The organism is Aromatoleum toluclasticum ATCC 700605, assembly GCF_000378245.1.
In the GTDB taxonomy this organism is placed as follows: domain Bacteria; phylum Pseudomonadota; class Gammaproteobacteria; order Burkholderiales; family Rhodocyclaceae; genus Aromatoleum; species Aromatoleum toluclasticum.
Genome location: NZ_KB899491.1, coordinates 204,649 through 225,594, shown reverse-complemented (window position 1 = coordinate 225,594; position 20,946 = coordinate 204,649). Strand labels below are relative to the sequence as shown.

The following is a 20,946-nucleotide window of genomic DNA, read 5'->3' as shown; positions in this document are numbered from 1 at the left end:
GGTCATCGGCATCCCGGCCAGAGAGCGGGGCCGCCCCCACAGGAGATTGCAGATGACCCGATTCATCCTCAACGGGCACAAGGTCAACACCGCCATGCCCGAGGACACCCCGCTGCTATGGGTGCTGCGCGACGGACTGGACCTCACCGGCACCAAGTTCGGCTGCGGCATGGGGCTGTGCGGCGCATGCACGGTGCATGTCGACGGCGTCGCGGTGAAGTCCTGTTCGACGCCGGTGTCGGCGGTTGCCGACAAGCACGTCACGACCGTCGAGCAGGTCGGCCGGAACCGTGTCGGCGCCGCGGTGCAGGCGGCGTGGCAGAAGCTAGACGTCGTGCAGTGCGGCTACTGCCAGTCCGGCCAGATCATGGCGGCGACGGCCCTGCTGGCGAAGACGCCGCGGCCGAGCGACGCCGACATCGACGCGGCGATGGCCGGCAACCTGTGCCGCTGCGCGACCTACGTGCGCATCCGCGCCGCGATCCACGAAGCCGCGAAGAGCCTCGCGGGGAGGGGCGCAGCATGACGACCCGCATCGAGAACGTGTCGCGCCGCGACTTCCTCAAGGCCGGCGCCGGCCTCACGCTCGGACTGGTGCTGCCGGGCGCGCATTCCGCGCGGGCTGCCGCGGTGACGGAGGCGCACGACGGCGAGGCCGCCTTCGCGCCGAACGCCTTCGTCCGCATCGGCACCGACAACCGGGTGACGGTGATCGCCAAGCATCTGGAGATGGGCCAGGGCACCTACACCGGCCTCGCGACCCTGGTCGCCGAGGAGCTCGACGCGGACTGGGCGCAGGTCGCCGTCGAAGGCGCGCCGGCCGACGCCAAGCGCTACAACAACCTGCTCTTCGGTACGGCGCAGGGCACCGGCGGCAGCACCGCGATCGCCAATTCCTTCGAGCAGATGCGTCAGGCGGGCGCGAGCGCACGTGCGATGCTGGTGCAGGCCGCGGCCGCGCGCTGGAAGGTGCCGGCCGGGGAGATCCGCATCAAGTCGGGCATCGTCAGCCACGCGAAGAGCGGCCGCAAGGCGAGCTTCGGCGAACTGTCCGAGGCCGCAGCAAAGCAGCCGGTGCCGCAGGAAGTTCGCCTCAAGGACCCGAAGGACTTCACGCTGATAGGCCGCCATGTACCGCGCAAGGACAGCGTCGCGAAAACCACCGGGCGCGCGCAGTTCACGCAGGACGTGAAGCTGCCGGGAATGCTCGTCGCGGTCGTCGCGCACCCGCCGCGCTTCGGCGCGACCGTGCGCACGGTCGATGAACGGGCAGCGCGCGCGGTGGCGGGCGTGCTGCGCGTCGTGACCATCCCGCGAGGGGTCGCGGTGCTGGCGCACGACTACTGGACCGCGAAAAAGGGGCGCGACGCGCTGCAGGTCGAGTGGGACGACAGCACCGCCTACCGCGGCAGCTCGGAGCAGATCTTCGCCGACTACCGGCAGCTTGCCGCGACGCCGGGGGTGGTCGCGCGCCGCGACGGCGACGCCGACAAGGCCCTCGCCGGGGACACGAACGCGCTGGAGGCGGAATACACCCTCCCCTACCTCGCGCACGCGCCGATGGAGCCGCTCAACTGCGTCATGCGCGTCGATGCGCAGGGCTGCGAGGTGTGGAACGGCGAGCAGCTCCAGACCAGCGACCAGTACAACCTGGCCTCGTTCTTCAACCTGCGGCCCGAGCAGGTGAAGCTCAACATGCTGTTCGCCGGCGGCAGTTTCGGCCGGCGCGCGAACCCGGCCGCAGACTATTTGCTCGAGACGGCGCAAATCGTGAAGGCGATCCGCGGCGAGGCGCCGGTGAAGCTGGTGTGGTCGCGCGAGGACGACATGCGCGCGGGCTACTACCGGCCGCTGTACCTGCACCGCCTGCGCGCCGCACTCGACGCGCAGGGCAAGCCGCTCGCGTGGTCGCAGCGCATCGTCGGCCAGTCCATCCTCGCCGGCACGCCGTTCGAGAGCGCGATGGTCAAGGACGGCGTCGACGCGACCTCGGTCGAAGGCGCGGCGAACCTGCCCTACGCGATTCCCAACCTGCAGGTCGAGCTGCACACGACCAGCAAGGACGTGAAGGTGCCGGTGCTGTGGTGGCGCTCGGTGGGCTCGACGCACACGGCGTTCGCGGCCGAGGTCTTCCTCGACGAGCTGGCCACGGCAGCGGGCGCGGATCCGGTCGCCTACCGGCTTGATCTCCTCGGCGCGCATCCGCGCCACGCGGGCGTACTGAAACTCGCGGCCGACAAGGCCGGCTGGAGCAAACCGCTCGCACCGGCGAAGACCGGAACGCGCGGTCGCGGCGTCGCGGTGCACGAATCCTTCCGCAGCTACGTCGCCCAGGTGGTCGAGGTCACCGTCGCGCCGGACGGCAGCTTCAAGGTCGACCGCGTCGTGTGCGCCGTGGATTGCGGCATCGCCGTGAATCCCGACGTGATCCGCGCGCAGATGGAAGGCGGCATCGGCTTCGGCCTCGCAGCGGCGCTCGCCGGGGCGATCACGCTCAAGGACGGCGTCGTCGAGCAGTCGAACTTCCACGACTACCCTATCCTGCGCATCGACCAGATGCCCAATGTCGAGGTGCATATCGTGCCCTCGGCGGAAAAACCGACCGGGGTCGGCGAACCGGGGGTGCCGCCGATCGCGCCGGCGTTGGTCAATGCGCTGTTCGCCGCCACCGGCAAGCGCATCCGCACGCTGCCGATCGGTAAACAGTTGAAGGCGTAACGGGAAATCGCACTAACCTGCGCAGGGCGGGAGGAACGACGTGGATCCCGCCATTCCTCCCGCCGGAATCCAACACTCCGGCCGCCGGGATCCGCTCGGCCGCCGTGTGGCGGGATACGCTGCGCGGCTCCCGCCCTACGACTGCTGCCCCTGTGAATAAGGAACGGGCGCCGCAAGAGGCGCCCGTTCCCGTTCATGCCGCGGCGCTCAGAAGGCGTGCGTCAGCGTCAGCTTCGCGTTGAGCGGCGCCCCCGGGCTGATGTTGGTGTCGCTGTGCGCGGTCGGGAAGTACTCCTTGTCCGTCAGGTTCTCGACGTTGAGCGCGACGCGCGTCCTGCCGCCCGGGAAGCTGTAGTACAGCGCGCCGTCGACGCGCGTGAAGGCCGGCAGCTTCACGGTGTTGCTGAAGGACGTGTAGCTCGAGTCCTGATGGATCACGCCCAGACCGGCCCCCCAGCCGTGGCCGAGCTCGAAGCGGTTCCACAGCGAGACCATCTGCTCCGGCACGAGGCCGACCTTGCGGCCCTTGGGCGCGCTGGAGGTCGTCTTCGTGATCTCGGAATCGAGGTTCGCGTAGCCCGCGAACACCTGCCACCACGGCGTAAGCTTGCCCTGCAGGCCGATCTCGACCCCTTCGGTGCGCTGCTCGCCGGTCTGCACGAGGCGGCCGCTGGCCGGGTTGGTCGGATCGCTGGTCTTCATGTCCTCGCGCGTGAGGCGGAATACGGCAGCCGACAGCGTGAGGTCGGGGTTCAGATCCCAGCGTGCACCGATCTCGTGGTTGATCGCCTTCTCGGGCTTCATGTCCTCGGTGTTCGCAGCCAGGCTCAGTTGCTCGCCTGAGGGCAGGAAGGCGTAACTGTAGCTCGCGTAGTAGGTCTGGGCCGGCGTCGGCGTCCACACCAAGCCGAAGCGCGGGCTGACTTCGGTATCGGTGCGTGAAAGATCCCGACGCGTGGTCGTCGTGCGCTTGTCGTCGAGATCGACCTTGAACTGGTCCCAGCGCAGGCCGGCAAGCACCTTCCACTGCTCGCTGAGCGCGACCTGGTCCTGCAGGTAGGCGGCGACGGTGTCGGACTCGACCGTGTTATTCGCGTCGGAGCCGTTGAAGCGGAAGCTCGTCGCGGTCGCGATCGGATTCGCTGCGGACACGGTCGCGCTCGTCGAGCTGCCGAAGAAGCCGGTATGACGCTCGTTGTCGCTGTCCTGATGCCCCAGCTCGATGCCGGCGAGCAGCGTGTGCTTGAGGTCGCCGGTGGCGAACTTCGTCGTCAGGTCGGTCTGGTTGAACACGTTGGTGCGCAGGTTGGAGCTGTTGTAGGCCGAGATGCGCACATTGCCCGCGCCATTCACGGCCCCGCCGGCGAAGACGTTCTGGTAGAACTTGTCGTACTGCGTCACGCTCAGGGTGTTCTTCAGCTGCACGCCGCCGAAGTCGTGCTCCAGCACCGCGGACAGCGCATCGACCATCGCGCGCGACTTGCTCTGGTCCGCGTTGCCGAAGAAGGTGCTGCGCTTCGTGTCGAAGGGCCGGTCGCCCTGCGAGGGGATGCCGCGGTCGGCGGTACGCTCGTCGTACAGGCGCTCGTAGGCGAGCGTCAGCGCGGTGTTGCCGCCGGGCGTGAAGGTGACCGACGGATTGAAGGCGTAGCGCTTGGCATCCACGCCGTCGCGGAAGCTGTCCGCGCGCTCGGCCATCGCGTTCAGGCGCCAGGCCGCCTTGTCGCCGAGCTTGTCGCCGACGTCGACCGTGCCGCGCAGCTGGTCGAAGCTGCCCAGCGTCACACTCGCCTCGCCGACGTGTCCGAACACCGGGCGCTTGGTCACGCGATTGACCACGCCGCCCGCGCCGCCGCGGCCGAAGGTCATGCCGCCCGGTCCCTTCAGCACTTCGACGCGCTCGACGTTGTACAGGTCGCGGAAGATCTGCGCGTCATCGCGGATGCCGTTGACGAAGAAGTCGGCCGTCGTGTTGTTGCCGCGGATCACGATCTGGTCGCGGTTGCCCTCGCCCTGCGCAGCGGTCGTGCCCGGCACGTAGCGCAGCACGTCGGAGATGCTGCGCATCGCCTGGTCCTCGATCACGCTCCTCGGTACGACGGTGATCGCGGCCGGGACTTCCTTGAGCGGGGTATCGGTCTTCGTGAAGGTGGCCGAGCGCGTGGCGCGGTAGCCCTGCACGGCCCCGTCGGCGCGCTCGGCCTGGTCCTGGACGAGCACCGGGGCGAGCACCGCGTCGGCGGCAAAGGCGGCATTGCCGCAAACACTTGCGGCGAGCATGGCGAAGACGACCGGTCTGAGCCGGGGACGGAAGGACATCTTTCTACTCCTGTATGGACCCGGGCTGGCTGGGTAGAAAGATGCCTGGCTTGCCGTGAATGAAGGTTTGACGCCCCACGTGCGCTGCGCGTGCCCGCACACCGGGCTTGCAAACGTCACACCTGAGAACAGCTCGCATCGTAAATGAGATGCATTCGCAACACAATGTATCAGCGTACATGCACCGTCGGATTTGTGGCGTAAAAACAACGAATCTCATTTGCGATTGATTCGCATTTACATGCTGAAATAAACTCCTTCCGTCAGCCAGCCACTCCGCCGCCCGCGGCCGGACGCCAGCCAGAACCATTTCCCACTGGAGTTCCCATGCGTCCGACCACTCTCGCCGTGGCGATCGCGGCTGCGCTGCCCGCCCTTGCCGCCGCCCAGGCCACCCTCCCGACCGTCACCGTCACCGCCGAACAGGGCGCCGCCGCCCCGTCCTACAACCCGCTCGTGTCGTCATCGGCAACCAAGGGCACCGCGCCCCTGCGCGACATCCCGCAGACCGTGAACGTCGTCGGCCCCGAGCTGATCGCCGACCAGGGCGCACGCTCGCTCGCCGACACGCTGAAGAACGTGCCGGGCGTGACGCTCAACATGGGCGACGGCCAGCGCGACCAGTTCGCGATCCGCGGCTTCACGGCGCTCGGCGACACCTTCATCGACGGCGTGCGCGACGACGCGCTGTACTACCGCGACCTGTCGAACACCGAACGCATCGAGGTGCTGAAAGGCCCCGCAGCGGTGCTGTACGGCCGCGGCTCCTCGGGCGGCATCATCAACCGCGTGAGCAAGCTGCCGACGACGCAGGCCCTGCGCGAGATCACCGTGCAGCTCGACACGGAAGGCGAGAAGCGCATCAGCTTCGACACCGCGGGGGCCATCGGCGAGGGCGGCCACGCCTTCCGCCTGACCGGCGCCTTCGAGGACTCGACGGGCTTCCGCGACGAATCCTTCCTCAAGCGCGAGGCGATCGCCCCCTCCGTCGACCTCAAGCTCGGCGAGGACACGCGCCTGCTGCTGCAGCTCGCGCACAACCGCGACCGCCGCCCGACCGACTTCGGCATCCCCGACAACAACGGCCGCCCGCTCGACGTCGACCACGACACCTACTACGGCTCGGGCAATGCCGACCGCGACGACACCACCACCGCGACGATGAACACCGCGACCGCAACCCTGTCGCACCGCTTCAACGCCGACTGGTCGCTGCGCAACGTGCTGCGCTACTACGACTTCAAGCTCGACCGCGACAACACCCTGTACCGCTCCGGCAGCGCCTACACACTGCAGAACGGCCAACTGATGATGCAGCGCACCCACGGCCACGTCGTGCGCGACGAGGAAGGCTGGTTCAACCAGCTCGAACTCACGCAGCGCGTGAAGCTCGGCGGCATGCAGCACACGCTGCTGTACGGCCTCGAAGTCGGCTCGCAGGACAAGGGCCTCGACATCGACAACTGGATCGGCATCGACCGCGTGCCGCTCTTCAATCCCGCCGGCGCGATCCCGCCCTACGCGACGCGCGCGCCCAACTCGCGCACCATCGACAACGTCACGACGCAGGACAGCACGGCCTTCTACCTGCAGGACCAGATCGCACTCGGCGAGCAGTGGAAGGCGCTGCTGGGCGTGCGCCACGACGCATACCGCCAGAAGACTACCGAACCGGGCAAGCCCGACTTCGAGCGCACCGACCGCGAGTGGAGCCCGCGCGCCGGCCTCGTGTGGCAGCCGGATGCGAGCCAGGCCTACTACGTCTCGGTGTCGCGCTCCTTCCAGCCCTCGGGCGAGCAGTTCCAGCTCAACGCGGGCAACGTCGACGCCGATCCCGAGATCACGACCAATCACGAGATCGGTGCGAAGTGGGACTTCCTCGGCGGCGCGCTGTCGGCCGGTGCGTCGATCTTCCACCTCGTGCGCGAGGACATGAAGATCACCGACCCCGCCACGCGCCAGACGATCAACGCCGGCGAGCAGCGCACCGACGGACTGGAACTCTCCATTTCCGGCCGCCCCGCGCCCGGCTGGCAGGTGCACGCCGGCTACGCTTACCTCGACACCGAGATCGTGAAGTCCACCGCCACAGGCGGCGCGAACTTCGGCACCCGCCGCGTCACCGTGTCCTTCGAAGGCAAGGACGCCGCAATCACACCACGTCACAGCGGCTCCGTCTGGGTCGTGCGCGAGCTCGGCCGCGGCTGGAGCCTCGGCGGCGGCGTCCATGCGCAAGCCTCGCAGTACGCCTCGCCCGACAATCTCGTGCGCCTGCCCGGCTTCGCGGTGTTCGACGCGGCGCTGCTCTACCGCAGCAAGGCCTACGACCTCGCGTTCAACCTGAAGAACGCCTTCGACCGCGAGTACTGGGCCACCGCGCACGGCAGCGTCAACGGCCTGAACCAGCCGGGCGCCCCGCGCACGCTGCAAGCGACGGCGACCTACCGCTTCTGATCCCTCCCTGCCCGCGCGCGACCGCCAGGCCGGCGGCCCGCGCGCCGGCTTCGATTGCCCAACACACGAACCCAGCCAGCCATGCGCACCCGACTCCTCGCCCGCCTGATCCCCGCCGCCCTGCTCGCCGCCTGCGGCGCCGCCCACGCCCAGGAAAAACAGCTCGAAACGGTCGAGGTGTTCGCCACCGAATCGAGCTGGCAAGCCGGCAGCGTCGGCGTCGGCACCTTCCGCGACACCCCCGCGAAGGACGTACCGATGACCATCAACGTCGTCGACCGCGACCTGCTCGATGCGCAACAGGCCAACAGCCTGTACGAGGCGATGAAGAACACCGCCGGCGTCGCCCGCGCGCAGCTCGGCGCGACCGCCTACGACAACCTGTCGATCCGCGGCCTGCTGGTCGAGAACCGCTCCAACTACCGCCTCAACGGCGGCCTGCCGGTGGTCAACCTCATCGACCTGCCGCTCGAGAACAAGGAGCGCGTCGAAGTGCTGAAGGGCGTGGGCGGCCTGTACTACGGCTTCGTGCCGCCGTCCGGCATCATCAACCTCGTCACCAAGCGCGCCGGCAGCACACCAGTCACCGCCGTGCAGTTTTCCACCGACGACAACGGCAGCGCCGTCGCCGGCCTCGACGTCGGCCGCCGCTTCGGCGCGGACGGACAATTCGGCGCGCGCGTGAACATCGTCGGCGGCCAGCTCGAAAGCCCCGTGCGCGACGCCGGAGGCGACCGCCACCTCTACGCCGGCGCCTTCGACTGGCAGGTCACCGACCGCTGGCTGCTCAAGCTCGACGTCGAGGACATCGCCAAGGACGTCGTCGAGCAGTCGAGCATCAAGACGCTGAATGCCGTGAACGGCAAGATTCCGCTGCCGCACATCCCGGATCCGCGGAAGCTCATCGCGCCCGACTGGGCCAACTACGACGCGAAGGCGCAGAACGTGCAGCTACGCAGCGATTTCGCCATCGACGACAACTGGATCTGGACCGTCGAAGCCGGCCGCGCGTACCTCGAACGCGACCGCAACTTCTCGCAGATGGAAAACTACAACCTCGCGACCGGCGAAGGCCGCCTGCGCATCTCGCGCACCAAGGACCAGGACTACACCAACCGCAACCTGCGCACCGAACTCGCCGGGCGCATCACCACCGGAGCCGTCACCCACGACCTGACCTTCGGCTATGCGCAGAACACGCTCAACCAGACGCTCGGCACGACCCGCCAGGTCACGGTCGCGCAGAACCTCTTCAATCCGCGCGACATCGCCAAGACCGCCGTGACCTATCCGGCCATGCAGCCGCATTTCGACACGCGCGACAAGGGCTGGTACGTCTTCGACCGCGCGGGTTTCGGCGACTGGCTGCTGATGGGAGGCCTGCGCGCCAGCGAGTTCGGCTACGACCACCCGACGACCGAGTACACCAAGCACAAGGTCACCCCGACACTCGCCGCCGTGTACAAGCTCACACCCGCCACCAACCTTTACGCCGGCTACCTCGAAGGGCTGGAGGACGGCGGCTCGGCGCCCCTCGGCACCGTGAACGAGTTCGAGCCGCAGAAACCGATGGTCACGAAACAGTGGGAGGGCGGCATCAAGACCGAATGGCAGGGCCTGCAGGCGAACGCCGCGCTGTTCCAGATCGAGCGCCCGATGAACGGCGTAAACCCGAATGGCACGACCAGCACGGCCGACGACCGTTACGAGCGCCTGGGCGAAGGGCGCTACCGCGGCGTCGAAGTGTCCGCCGGCGGCCGCATCGCGCCGCGCTGGAGCCTGTTCGCCTCGGCCCAGTGGCTCGACGCCGAATTCACCGAGGCCGAGAACGACCCTCGCCTCGTCGGCAACCGCCCGGCGAACACCCCGCGGGTCACGGCCAGCCTCTTCGTCGAACACAGCCTCGCCGCCGTGCCGGGCCTCGCGCTCTCCGCCGGGGCCTACTACACCGGCAAACGCGAAGTCGATCCGCTCAACCAGGCTGCGGTCGACGGTTTCACCCGTTACGACCTCGGCGCGCGCTACCGCACCAAGCTCGACGGCAAGCAGCTCGACCTGGTCGCGAACGTGGAGAACGTCACCGACGAACGCTACTGGGCCGCGGCCGGCGACAGCCGCGTGAACTCGAACAGCCCCTTGCTCGCGGTCGGCATGCCGCGCACGCTACGCCTCTCCGCAAAACTGAGCTTCTGAGCCCGACGTGATCCACCTCCACCACCGCCCGCCCAGCCACCGCGGCAACTCGCAGAAGTGGCTGCGCCGCATCCACGCCTGGTTCGGAATGGCGCTCGCCGCGATGCTGCTGCTGTTCGCGACCACCGGTTTCCTGCTGAACCATCGCGCGGTCATGAAGATCCCCGCGCTGGACCGCAAGGAGGTCACGCAGCTGCTGCCGGTGGAGGCGACACCTGCCGACCCGGCCGCGCTCGCCGCGGCGCTCGCGCCCGCGTTGGGGCTCGACGCGGCGTCGTTCAAGCCGCGCGTCGAGCCGGCGAAGGCGGTGGGCTGGGGTGAGGGCGACATCCGCCAGCCCGAACGCTGGATCCTGCGCGCCGACACGCCGTCCGAAACCGTGCAGATCGACTACTGGGCCGGCAGCCGCCAGGCCGAAGCCAAGCGCACCAAGCCCAACCTGTGGCTCTACCTCGCGCGCCTGCACATGTCGATCGGCACCGGCCCCTCGTGGGTGCTGATGTCCGACGCCGCCGCGCTGGGCCTCGCCTTCCTCGGCCTGTCCGGCTTCTGGCTGTGGGGCCGGCTGCACGGCTCGCCGCGCCGGCTCGCGCTCTTGGCAAGCGGTGGCCTCGCCACCGCCACCGCGCTCGCGTGGATCGCCGGCTGACCGCACGTCGACCGATGAACCCGTAGGGCGGGAGGAGCGCAGCGCATCCCGCCGAACCACGCGCCACATCCCCCCCCACCGCCCTACGGCGGGATACGCCTTCGGCTCCTCCGCCCTTCAAAACCGTCCGAGTTCAGGCTGTAGGACTGGCTGCATGGCTCGCGCTATTGGCGAGCGGCGGCTTCAAATACAAGCATATGCTAATATGACGAACTCCACCCCGCGCGGCCTGTCTCACTGCCCGCAAGCACCCGACGAATCCCGGAGTTCCTCATGTCCATCGCCCTCTCCCTTACCCGCCGCCGCACGCTCCTTGCCGCCGCGGCGGCAATCCTCCTGCCGCTCGGCCCCGTGTTCGCGCAGCAAGCCGTGCCCGAAATCACCCCTGCCGAGGCACAGGCGCAGGCCAAGGCCGGCAAGATCACGCTGATCGACGTGCGCACGCCCGACGAATGGCGCGAAACCGGCGTCGCGGCGGGCGCCACGCCGATCAACCTGTACCACCCGGGCGGAGCGGAAGGCTTCGTCAAGGAAGTGGTCGCGAAGGTCGGCGGCAAACGCGACACCCCGATCGCCTTCATCTGCCGCAGCGGCAACCGCAGCGGCCAGGCGCAGCGCCTGCTCGCCGCCCAGGGCTTCACGAACGTGTTCAGCGTCCGCGAAGGCATGAGCGGCAGCGCCGCCGGCCCCGGCTGGATCAGGAGCGGCCTGCCGGTCGAAACCTGCAAGACCTGCTGAGCGGGGCTCGACGGAGTCGCGGATCACGGCTCCGTCGCACCGCCGCTGCACTGCAGCAAATTTCACCCAGAAGACTCGCGAAACCTGCGAGAATCGGGCCTCCCGTCGCATCCGCGACCCACCCGCACCCGCCGTGATCCTCCGTCCCCGCCCGCACTGGTTCCGCCTGCTTTTCGTCCGCCGCGGATCCCTCGTCCGGCGCATCCTGTCGCAGCAACTGTTCATCTTCGCGCTGTCCTGTGCCGTCGTGCTGCTGCACGGACAGCTCTTCCACTGGAAGGTCACCCTTACGGCCGCGCCGTTCTCGTTGATGGGTGTGGCCTTCGCGATCTTCCTCGGCTTCCGCATCAACGCGAGCTACGACCGCTACTGGGAAGCGCGCAAGCTGTGGGGCACGGTACTCGTCGAAGCGCGCAACCTCTCACGCCAGGCGCTCACCCTCGCCGCACCGCGCGAGACGCAGCGAGTGTTCGTGCTGGGACTGGTGGGTTTCGCGACGGCGATGCGCAACCACTTGCGTGCCCGTCCGCGCGACACCGACCTCGCCGGACTGCTGCCGGCCGAACTGGTCGAGCGCGTGCGCACTGCGCGCTTCGGCCCCGCACTGATCCTGCTGTGGCTGGGCGAATGGCTACGCGAGCGGCGCGCCGCAGACGAACTCGACGCGATCACCGCGCAGCAGATGGAGCAGTCCCTCAACGAACTCTCCAACGCGCTGGGCGGCTGCGAGCGCATCGCCGGCACGCCGCTACCCTTCGCCTATTCGGTGATCCTGCATCGCACCGCGTATTTCTACTGCATGCTGCTGCCCTTCGGCCTGGTGGACTCGATCGGGATCATGACACCCCTGATCGTGTGCTTCGTCTCCTACACCTTCTTCGCTCTCGAGGCGCTCAGCGACGAAATCGACGACCCCTTCGGCATGATGGCCAACGACCTCGCGCTCGACGCGCTGGTCGCCGGCATCGACGCCAGCCTGCGCGAAATGCTCGGCGAAATCCCGCCGCCCGCCCCCGTCCCCGACGCGAACTACCTGCTGACCTGAGCGCCGGGCCCGACCACGCCGGTCGGGGCCCCGATCGTAGGGCGGGAGGAGCCGAAGGCGTATCCCGCCATGCGGCGTTCGGGGGGATCCCGGCGCCTGGAGTGGCGGGATGCACTTCGCTCCTCCCGCCCTGCAGCCTGTCACGGCGCTACCAGCCCAGCCCCTTCCTCAGCACCAGCAGCACGCCCATGCCGGCGATGAAGGGCAGCCACGGGCTACGCGAACGCATTGCGGCGAGCGCGACGACGATACCGGCGGCGAACTTGGGATTCACCGGATCGAACGCCCCTGCGTCGAGCAGCAGGTCCGGCGTGATCAGCGCCGACAGCGCCGCGGCGGGTGCATAGCGCAGCGCACGCTGCAGCGCCGGCGGCAGGCGTGCGCCCTCGCCACTGAGCACGAAGCTGCCGCGCGTGAGAATCGTCGTCGAGCCGATCGCCAGCAGCGTCAGCCACAGCCATACCCCCTCTACCATGCCTGCCTCCGCTTCTCCGTCCAGCGCTCGGCAACGAAACCAGCCGCGATGCCGAGGGCGATCCCGGCGATGACACCGAGCCTGAGCGGCAAGCCGCGCAGCAACACGGCGCCCAGGCCGCCGACCAGCGTCGCGACGAGCATCGCGCGCTGCCGCACCATCGGCACCAGCATCACCATCAACGCGATGGTCGTCATGAACTCCAGCGACCAGTCCTTCGGGAACACGCCCGCCCCAAGAATCCCGGCGATGCCGCCGAGCTGCCACATGCTCCAGCACAACAGCGCCGGTGCCACGTAGAAACCCCAGCGCCAGTGCGGATCGTCGGCGCGCAGCAGGCGATCCGCACACAGCACGAACAGCCCGTCGACGAGCAGATAGCCCGACAGCAGGCGCTTCGACCACGACGCGCCGTGGAAGGCCGGCGCAAGTGCCGCACTGAAGATCACGAAGCGCAGGTTGAGCACCAGCGCAGTCACGAAGATCAGCCACAGCGGCGCGCCGGCGGCGATCAGCGGCAGCGTGCCGAGCTGGGCGGTGCCCGCATAGACGATCAGGTTCATGCCCAGCGACTCGACCACGGACAGGCCCGTCGAGCGCATCGCCACGCCAGTGACGATGGCCCACGGGATGAGGCCGACCGACATCGGCAGCATCAGTCGGACACCTTCGCGGGCGCCGCGTTTGAAGGACTCGTTCATGGGGGGATGCTTTGACCTGAAACGGAAAAAGCAGCCTAGGATACCAGCGCATTTGCCGCGCCGGCATACGGAACTTCCCTCAGCGACCTTGCTGCGCCATCTGCGCACGCGCGGCCCACACCTCGGCCGGCCAGCGGCTCTGGATGAAGGCGAGCGTGCTGCGGATCTCGTCGTCGGACAGCACGCGGGCGAACGCCGGCATGTCGCTCGCGTAGCCTTCGGGCGCCCACGGCGGCACCATGCCCTCGCGCACGATGTTCACGAGCAGCTCGTTCGGATGGTGCCAGGTGTGGCCGGACGCATCGTGCGGCGGCGCGGGCAGGCGCCCGTCGGCCTTGCGCTGGCGCCAGTCGGGCTGACCTTCGCGATTCGCGCCGTGGCAGGCTGCGCAGTGCTGCCGGTACAGCGCCTCGCCGCGCGCGACCTGCGCACCGTCCTTCGGATCGATCCCGCCGTCGCCCCCGCCGCCGCAGCCCGACAGGGCAACGAGTACGGCCGCGGCGAGCGTTGCCTGCCGCAGCAGGCGCGGGCCGGCCTTACGGATCACGCCGGTCGCCGCAGGGGTGGCGGTCCGCCCCGCAGTAGTGGAAGTCGCCGAGCGGGCGGTTGAAGGTGTATTCGAAGGGCTTGCCGACGAGTTCGTGCGCGGCATCGCCGGCGGAGCCCGTCGGCAGCGTGAAGGGCAGCGCGACGACGAACACCGCAGCGCCGATCACCGTGCCGACCAGGCCGAGCGGACGCACCAGGAGCAGGTCCGCCGTCATGTCGCCGGCGCGGTCACCCGTCACGGTGCCCGCCTGCTGCGCGGACACGCCCGCGCTCATCGTCAGCAAAACGGCCGCCCCCAGGGCGGCGGCGAGCTTCCTGCTCATGTCGACTCTCCGGTGCCCCTCGGCACGGGGCTCAATGGCTGGCGAAGACGCTGGTCTTGCCGTCGGCAGCGACGCTCACGACCTTGTAGCGGTCCGCGGGATACGGCCCTTCCATCCCGGGCGAACCCTGCGGCATGCCCGGCGCCGAAATGCCGACGACCTTCGGCTTCTCCGCCAGCAGGCGCTTCACGTCGGCCGCAGGCACATGCCCTTCGACGAAATACCCGCCGACTTTTGCAGTATGGCAGGAGGTCTGCGCCTGCGGCACCCCCGCCTCGCGCTTGATCGTGCCCATGTCACTGCTGCGGACCTCCTTCACCTTGAAACCGGCCTCGCGCATGTGCTCGGCCCATTTGCCGCAGCAGCCGCAGTTGGGATCCTTGTACATCACGACTTCCTCGCCGGCAGCCAGCACCGGCGCGGAGAAGGCCGCGGCCAGCGCCAGCGCGGCGAGGGCGGAGAGGGCGGCGAAGGGACGGCGGGCGGAACGGGACGGGGTGTGCGACTTCATGGTTTTCCTCTGACTCAGACGGTTACCGACGTTTGGCCGCTTGCGGAAGACGGAGGTTCCGTCCCGCCCGGCCCGCTTGCCGCCATGCGCGCATCGGCGGACGCGAGCGGCAGATACAGCGTGAAGGTGGTGAGGCCGCCGACCGATTCGACTACGACGCGGCCACCATGCGCTTCGGCGATCGAGCGCGTGATCGCCAGCCCCAGCCCCGCACCATCGCCCTGACGGGTGCGCGACGGGTCGACGCGGTGGAAACGGTCGAAGATGCGCGAGAGGTGCTCGGGCGGGATGGTCTCGCCGGGGTTGCCGACCGCGAGCCGCGCCTCGTCCCCTGCCGTGTCGATTGCGATGCGCACGACACCGCCCGGTGCCGCATGACGCAGCGCGTTCGACAGCAGGTTCGACACCGCGCGCCGCAGCATCAGCCGGTCGCCCTGCACGCGCGCATCGCCGCCGACCTCGATCCGCAGCCCCTTCTCCTCCGCCAGCGCCTCGTAGAACTCGGCCAGAGCCCCCGCCTCCCCGGCGAGCGACAGCGTCTCGGCCGGCCGCGGCAGCAGGCCGTTGTCCGCCTGCGCGAGGAAGAGCATGTCGGCGATCATGCGAGCGAGCCGCTCGTACTCCTCCAGGTTCGACTGCAGGATCTCGCGATACTCGTCCGCACCGCGTGCGCGTCCGAGCGCGACCTCGGTCTGCGTCATGAGGTTGCTCACCGGCGTACGTAGTTCGTGCGCGATGTCCGACGAGAATTCGCTCAGGCGCCGGAAACCGTCTTCCAGGCGCACCATCATCGCGTTCAGTTCGCCCGCCAGCGATTCGAGCTCGACCGGCAGCCTGCGCGTATCGATGCGCGCGGTGAGGCGCTGCGCCGACACGCCGCGCGCGACCTCGGCCATCTTGCGCAGCGGCGCGAGCCCACCGCGAGCGGCGACCGCACCGAGCAGGCCCGTCGCCACGATCGCAAGCGCCACCGCGAACCACAGCGAACGCTCGAAGTCGCGCATGAAGGCGCGGTGATGCTCGATGTCCATCGACACCACGACGCGGGCCGCCGGGGCCCCGGCAATGCCCGTGGGCGCGCTCGCCACCACACCGCGGTAGATGTGCCCGCCCTGCTCCCAGGTGTGGGCTGGCGGAAAGGCGGTCGCATCGGAACCGGGATCGACCCGCACCGCCTGCACAGGGAAATCCGCCCCCGACGACGCGAACAGGATCTCGCCGCGCCCCTCGTCCCTCAGCACCGCGATCGCCAGGCTGTGGTGCCCCACCAACGCGCTGTCGAGCTGCTGCGCGACGTTCGCGAAATCGCCCTCCTCGCCCACCTGCGCGAGCACCGAACGCGCCAGTTCGAGCTTGCCGTGCAGTTCGACGAGATCGCCTTCCTCGAAATGACGCTCGACCGTCGCCGAGATATAGATGCCCAGGCCCAGCAGCACCGCGGCGAAAAGCCCGCCGAACAGCAGCGTCAGGCGCAAGGTGAGCGAAAACCTCTGCATCACGGTGCCTCGAGGACGTAGCCCATGCCGCGCACGGTGCGGATCAGCTTGGGCTCGAACGGGTCATCGACCTTGGCGCGCAGGCGGCGCACCGCGACCTCGATCACGTTGGTGTCGCTGTCGAAGTTCATGTCCCATACCTGCGAGGCGATCAGCGAACGCGGCAGCACTTCCCCCTGCCGGCGCAGCAGCAACTCCAGCAGGCCGAACTCCTTGGCGGTCAGGTCGATGCGCTGGCCCGCCCGCGTCACCCGCCGGCGCAGCAGGTCGAGTTCCAGGTCCGCCGCGCGCAGCAGCTCCGGCTCCTTGGTCTTGCCCCGCCTGAGCAGCGTGCGCACGCGCGCCAGCAGCTCGGAAAACGCGAAGGGCTTCACGAGGTAGTCGTCCGCCCCCAGCTCCAGTCCGCGCACGCGGTCCTCGACTTGGTCGCGCGCGGTCAGGAACAGCACCGGCATCTCGCGCCCCGCGCGGCGCACCGTCTGCAGCACGCTCCAGCCGTCGAGGCCGGGCAGCATCACGTCGAGAATGACTAGATCGTAATCGCCGGTCAGCGCGAGGTGCAGCCCGTCCATCCCGTCGCGCGCGAGGTCGACGACGAAGCCCGCCTCGACCAGCCCCTGGCGGAGGTAGTCGCCCGTCTTGATTTCGTCCTCGACAATCAGGATCTTCACTTGCGCGTCCCTCGGTTCCTGCTCTTGCGGCGCATTGTGCCCCCCCGCCCCGGACCCGCGCTCATGATTACAAAGATGTAATCTTCGCGTCAGCCTCGCGTCGCCGACGCCTCCCCATCATCTCGACAAGCACATCATCCCAGGACCCGGCATGCCGACCTTCCGCTTTTCCGCACGCATGAACGGACTGCTGCTCGCCGCCGCGGCCGCCACGCTCCCGCTCGTCGCCAGCGCCCATGGAACCGCCACGCACGAGGCGAAGATCGACGACTCCGTCATGCGCGAGCAGCAGGACTGGGGTGTGGCCGGCCTGCGCCGCGAGGCCGTGCGCACGATCACGATCCGCATGGACGACCGCATGCGCTTCACACCCGAACGCATCGAAGTGCGCGAAGGCGAAACGGTACGCCTGGTCGCACGCAACGACGGCACGACGCTGCACGAACTGGTGCTCGGCACGCGCAAGACCCTGGTCGAACACGCCGAACTGATGAAGAAGTTTCCCGACATGGAGCACGACGCCCCCTGGATGGCGCATGTGCCGCCCGGCGGCACGGTCGAGATCGTATGGACCTTCAACCGCCCCGGTCCGTTCGAGTTCGCCTGCCTGATCGCGGGCCACTTCGACGCCGGCATGGTCGGCACGATCGACGTCAAGCCCGCCGCCCGCGCCCAACGCGCGAAGAACCACGCCAAAGCCGGCTGACGCTCCCGCCCCACGAACCCCTCACGAGACCGACATCATGAAAATCAAACTCCTCCTGATCGCTGCCGCCTGCCTGAGCGCCCCGGCGGCATTCGCGCAGAACACTCACGATGCGCACGGCAGCCACGGCGCGCACATGATGGCCGACGCATCGGCGAAACCGGTGGCGCCGACCGAAGGCACGGTGCGCAAGGTCGACAAGGCCGCCGGCAAGATCACCATCGCCCACGGCCCGCTCGAAAACCTGGGCATGCCCGGAATGACGATGGCCTTCCGTGCGGGCGACGCGGCGATGCTGGACCAGGTCAAGGCGGGCGACAAGATCCGCTTCGTCGCCGAACGTGTCGACGGCGCGTTCAGCGTCAAGCAGCTGGAAGTACTGAAGTGAACCCCGGCCTCGCGGACAAGGCGTTCGCGAGGCCGCCAGCTGTCCCCAGCTTTCACGCGAACCGATGCTGGCAAAAACAACAACCTTTTAGCAGAGTCCAGACGATGACTTCGTCCCTGACGAGGACCGGACCGCGGCACCTGTGCGCCACCGTCCTCATTGCGGCGCTCACCTTTTCAGGCGCCGCCGCCCACGCACAGGACGACCCCGGCTCGCTGCCCCCGAGTTTTCCCGTCGCAACGCCCGCGGCCGCCTCCCTGCCCGCTTCGCCCGCCCTCGGCGCAGACATCGCCGGCCTGCTCGAACACGCCCGCGCCAGCAACCACGGCTTCGCCGCCCAGCGCGCCGAAACCGCGGCCGCGCGCGAACGCACGGACTCGGCCGGCGCCCTGCCCGACCCGAACGTCCAAGTCGAGCTGATGGACTTCACCAACCAGATGCGCGGCGGCGGCACGACGCTCGTCCCGGGGCGCGTCGGCGAGACCCGCTACCGCATCATCCAGGCGCTCCCCGGCTGGGGCAAGCGCGACCTGCAGACGCGCACCGCGACCGCCAAGGCCGATCAGGCCGCCGCCGGGCTGGACGCGGCCTGGCTCGATCTCGCCGCGGCGGTCAAGAACGCGTGGCTGCGCTACTACGCCGCCGACCGCGAAGCCGCGCTCGCACGCGAATCCCTCGCGCTCCTCGGCGGACTCGAGGAAGCGACCCTCGCGCGCTACCGCCAGGGCCTCGTCCCGCAGCAGGCGGTGCTGCGCGCCCAGCGCGAGATCACCACCCAGCGCATCGCGCAGGTCGGCATCGAGCAGCGCCGGCGCAGCGCGGCTGCCGCCCTCAACGGCATCCTCGCACGCTCGCCCGACGCGCCGCTCGCCGCGCCGGCGGAGCCCCCCGCGCTGCCCTCGGCGCTTGATCTTCCCGCGCTGATCGCCCGCGCCCGCGCGGCCAACCCCGCGATCATGGCGGACGAGCGCGGCATCGAAGCCGCGCAGCTCGAACGCGAACGCACCTTCGCCGACCGCTACCCGGACTACTCGGTCGGCCTGACCAACAACCGCCCGCGCGGCGAGGATCAGTCCTGGGACGTGATGTTCGAGGTCATGATCCCGCTGCAGCAATCGGCACGCCGTGCGCGCGAGCGCGAGGCGGCACAGATGCTCACCGCCGCCGACGCCCGCCGCGAGGCAACCGCCTCGCGCCTGGACGGCGAACTCGGCACCGCCTGGTCGATGTTCACCAGCGCGCAGGAAACCCGGCGCCTGATCCGCGGCACGCTGCTGCCGCAGGCGCAGGCCACGCGCGACACCACCCGCGCGGCCTTCGAGACCGGCCGCGTCGACTTCGACGCCGTGCTCGAAGCCGAGCGCCAGCTCGTCGACACCCGCAGCAGCCTGCTGCAGGCCGATACCGAAGCCCGCACGGCCCTGTTCGAAATCGAGAAACTGGTCGGAGACGCCCTGTGACACCCGCCGCACGACTCACCCTCACCACGCTCGCAGTCGCCGTCGCGCTCGCCGCCGGCTACTTCGCCGGCACCCGCAACGCGGACCACGCCGCCCCCATCGCGCCCACCGCATCCTCCGACTCGAACCCCGCGGCCACCGCCCCGGGAGCGAAGAAGATCCTCTACTACCGCAACCCGATGGGCCTGCCCGACACCTCGCCGGTGCCGAAGAAGGACTCGATGGGCATGGACTACATCCCGGTGTACGAAGGCGAGGACGCCGGCGCGGACGACAGCGGCGCCGTCACCGTCAGCCCCTCGCGCCTGCAGACGCTGGGGGTGCGCACGGCCGTCGCCGAGCTGCGCACGCTCGGCGAACCGGTGCGTGTCGTGGGCCGCGTCGCGATCAACGAACGCACGACCGTCGACGTCGCGCCGCGCTTCGAAGGCTGGATCGAGCGCCTGCACGTCAACGCCAGCGGCGACCCGGTGCGCCGCGGCCAGGCGCTGTTCTCGGTGTATAGCCCGGAACTCCTCTCCGCCGGCTCCGAACTGCAGATCGCCGAACGCCTGCAGCACGACGCCGCGAACGACCCCGCCGCCGCGGACTCCGCAAAGCGCCTCGCCGACGCGACGCGCGCGCGCGTGTCGAACTGGCAGATGAAGCTGCCCGAAGGCGCGAAGGCTGCCGGTGGACGCCTCACCTTCACCTCGCCCGCGAACGGCGTCGTGCTGGAGAAGAAGGCCGTCGAAGGCATGCGCTTCATGCCCGGCGATGCGCTCTACCGCATCGCCGACCTCTCCACCGTCTGGGTGCTCGCCGACGTATATGAACGCGACCTCCCGCGCGTGAAGGCCGGCCAGCCTGCGACGGTCACGCTCGACGCCTTCCCGGGACGCAGCTTCACCGCGAAAGTCGCCTATCTCTACCCGACGCTGGACGCCGCGACGCGCACCACGCCCATCCGCCTCGAACTGGCGAACCCCGACGGGCTGCTGCGTCCCGGCCTCTTCGCGCATGCCGAAGTCGCGACCGGCACCACCGCCCCGGCGCTGACCGTGCCCACGTCCGCGCTGATCGACAGCGGCGAGCGCCAGGTCGTGCTCGTCGCGCAGGGCGAAGGCCGCTTCGCGCCCAGACCCGTCAAGGTCGGCCGGCGCGGCAGCGAGCATGTCGAAATCCTCGAAGGCGTCGCGGCGGGCGATTCCGTCGTCGTCTCGGCGAACTTCCTCATCGACGCCGAAAGCAACCTGCGCGCTGCACTCGCGACCTTCACCGCGAGCAAGGACAGCGGCACCGCCGCGACGCAACACTACTCCGCCGAAGGCACGCTCGACGCGATCGACACCTCGGCCGGCACCGTCAGCATCACCCACGGCGAGATCCCCGCGCTGAAGTGGCCGCCGATGACGATGGACTTCAACCTGGCCTCGCCCGAGGTCGTCAAGGGCATCGCCCCGGGCAGCGCGATCCGCTTCGAGTTCGAACAGCATGTGCCGGGCGAATTCGCGATCACGCGCGTCGAAGCCGCCGCACCGGCATCCGCCGGCCACAAGGGACACTGAGGG

The 20,946-nt window shown here is 69.3% G+C and carries 19 protein-coding genes; 11 read left to right on the top strand and 8 right to left on the bottom strand.

All coding sequences use genetic code 11. From position 1 onward, the window contains the following. The first annotated feature begins 52 nt into the window (after nt 1-52). Together F464_RS0101055 and F464_RS0101050 are read left to right on the top strand one after the other, a co-directional pair. A complete protein-coding gene (locus F464_RS0101055; protein WP_018987909.1) occupies nt 53-526 on the top strand; it encodes a (2Fe-2S)-binding protein in 474 nt (157 codons plus the stop codon). After that, a complete protein-coding gene (locus tag F464_RS0101050; protein WP_018987908.1) occupies nt 523-2,718 on the top strand; it encodes a xanthine dehydrogenase family protein molybdopterin-binding subunit in 2,196 nt (731 codons plus the stop codon). The genes F464_RS0101055 and F464_RS0101050 overlap by 4 nt, the downstream gene beginning before the upstream one ends. Before the next feature lie 207 nt (nt 2,719-2,925). Here F464_RS0101050 and F464_RS0101045 read toward each other — a convergent pair whose 3' ends face one another. After that, nucleotides 2,926-5,037: a TonB-dependent receptor gene (locus F464_RS0101045; protein ID WP_018987907.1), complete on the bottom strand. Its 2,112-nt coding sequence runs from the start codon at nt 5,035-5,037 to the stop codon at nt 2,926-2,928. A 327-nt stretch (nt 5,038-5,364) separates the two neighbouring features. Here F464_RS0101045 and F464_RS0101040 point away from each other — a divergent pair, with 327 nt between their 5' ends. The 5 genes from F464_RS0101040 (at nt 5,365) to F464_RS0101020 (ending at nt 12,116) form a co-directional block, all read left to right on the top strand. Next, on the top strand, nt 5,365-7,491 hold the full coding sequence (locus F464_RS0101040; protein WP_018987906.1) for a TonB-dependent receptor: 2,127 nt from the start codon (nt 5,365-5,367) through the stop codon (nt 7,489-7,491). 81 nt (nt 7,492-7,572) lie between these two features. Further along, complete coding sequence (locus F464_RS0101035) at nt 7,573-9,684, top strand: TonB-dependent siderophore receptor (RefSeq protein ID WP_018987905.1); 2,112 nt, start codon at nt 7,573-7,575, stop codon at nt 9,682-9,684. 7 nt (nt 9,685-9,691) lie between these two features. Then, nucleotides 9,692-10,333, top strand: coding sequence for a PepSY-associated TM helix domain-containing protein (locus F464_RS0101030; RefSeq protein ID WP_018987904.1), 642 nt, complete (start codon nt 9,692-9,694; stop codon nt 10,331-10,333). Between the two features lie 273 nt (nt 10,334-10,606). After that, nucleotides 10,607-11,071 carry a rhodanese-like domain-containing protein gene (locus F464_RS0101025; protein WP_018987903.1) on the top strand — a complete coding sequence of 155 codons (465 nt, stop codon included), beginning with the start codon at nt 10,607-10,609 and terminating at the stop codon, nt 11,069-11,071. A gap of 133 nt (nt 11,072-11,204) precedes the next feature. After that, nucleotides 11,205-12,116, top strand: coding sequence for a bestrophin family protein (locus F464_RS0101020; RefSeq protein WP_018987902.1), 912 nt, complete (start codon nt 11,205-11,207; stop codon nt 12,114-12,116). Nucleotides 12,117-12,264: 148 nt separating this feature from the next. Here the strand turns inward: F464_RS0101020 and F464_RS0101015 are convergent, their stop codons facing one another. The 7 genes from F464_RS0101015 to F464_RS0100985 all read right to left on the bottom strand — a co-directional run bounded on the left by F464_RS0101015 (nt 12,265) and on the right by F464_RS0100985 (nt 16,842). Next, nucleotides 12,265-12,591: an AzlD domain-containing protein gene (locus F464_RS0101015; protein ID WP_018987901.1), complete on the bottom strand. Its 327-nt coding sequence runs from the start codon at nt 12,589-12,591 to the stop codon at nt 12,265-12,267. Continuing rightward, entirely contained in the window at nt 12,585-13,292 is a 708-nt protein-coding gene (locus F464_RS0101010; RefSeq protein ID WP_018987900.1) for an AzlC family ABC transporter permease, read from the bottom strand. Before F464_RS0101010 ends, F464_RS0101015 begins: the two co-directional genes overlap by 7 nt. Nucleotides 13,293-13,371: 79 nt before the next feature. Then, entirely contained in the window at nt 13,372-13,839 is a 468-nt protein-coding gene (locus tag F464_RS0101005; protein ID WP_018987899.1) for a c-type cytochrome, read from the bottom strand. Continuing rightward, a complete protein-coding gene (locus tag F464_RS27710) occupies nt 13,829-14,164 on the bottom strand; it encodes a hypothetical protein (protein ID WP_018987898.1) in 336 nt (111 codons plus the stop codon). Before F464_RS27710 ends, F464_RS0101005 begins: the two co-directional genes overlap by 11 nt. A gap of 31 nt (nt 14,165-14,195) precedes the next feature. Then, a complete protein-coding gene (locus tag F464_RS0100995; protein WP_018987897.1) occupies nt 14,196-14,675 on the bottom strand; it encodes a DUF411 domain-containing protein in 480 nt (159 codons plus the stop codon). A 14-nt stretch (nt 14,676-14,689) separates the two neighbouring features. Continuing rightward, nucleotides 14,690-16,171 (bottom strand): heavy metal sensor histidine kinase, encoded by a 1,482-nt coding sequence (locus tag F464_RS27705; protein WP_018987896.1) that lies wholly within the window; start codon nt 16,169-16,171, stop codon nt 14,690-14,692. After that, nucleotides 16,171-16,842 (bottom strand): heavy metal response regulator transcription factor, encoded by a 672-nt coding sequence (locus F464_RS0100985; protein WP_018987895.1) that lies wholly within the window; start codon nt 16,840-16,842, stop codon nt 16,171-16,173. The genes F464_RS27705 and F464_RS0100985 overlap by 1 nt, the downstream gene beginning before the upstream one ends. Nucleotides 16,843-16,993: 151 nt before the next feature. Between F464_RS0100985 and F464_RS0100980 the strand changes: the two genes are divergently transcribed. The 4 genes from F464_RS0100980 to F464_RS0100965 all read left to right on the top strand — a co-directional run bounded on the left by F464_RS0100980 (nt 16,994) and on the right by F464_RS0100965 (nt 20,943). Then, the gene (locus tag F464_RS0100980; protein WP_018987894.1) at nt 16,994-17,548 is read left to right on the top strand and encodes a cupredoxin domain-containing protein; all 555 of its coding nucleotides are present in this window, start codon (nt 16,994-16,996) and stop codon (nt 17,546-17,548) included. A 37-nt stretch (nt 17,549-17,585) separates the two neighbouring features. Beyond that, nucleotides 17,586-17,936, top strand: a complete 351-nt coding sequence (locus F464_RS0100975; RefSeq protein ID WP_018987893.1) for a copper-binding protein — start codon at nt 17,586-17,588, stop codon at nt 17,934-17,936. Nucleotides 17,937-18,040: 104 nt separating this feature from the next. Continuing rightward, nucleotides 18,041-19,396, top strand: a complete 1,356-nt coding sequence (locus F464_RS0100970; protein WP_018987892.1) for a TolC family protein — start codon at nt 18,041-18,043, stop codon at nt 19,394-19,396. After that, a complete protein-coding gene (locus F464_RS0100965; RefSeq protein ID WP_018987891.1) occupies nt 19,393-20,943 on the top strand; it encodes an efflux RND transporter periplasmic adaptor subunit in 1,551 nt (516 codons plus the stop codon). Before F464_RS0100970 ends, F464_RS0100965 begins: the two co-directional genes overlap by 4 nt. Nucleotides 20,944-20,946: the final 3 nt, after the last annotated feature.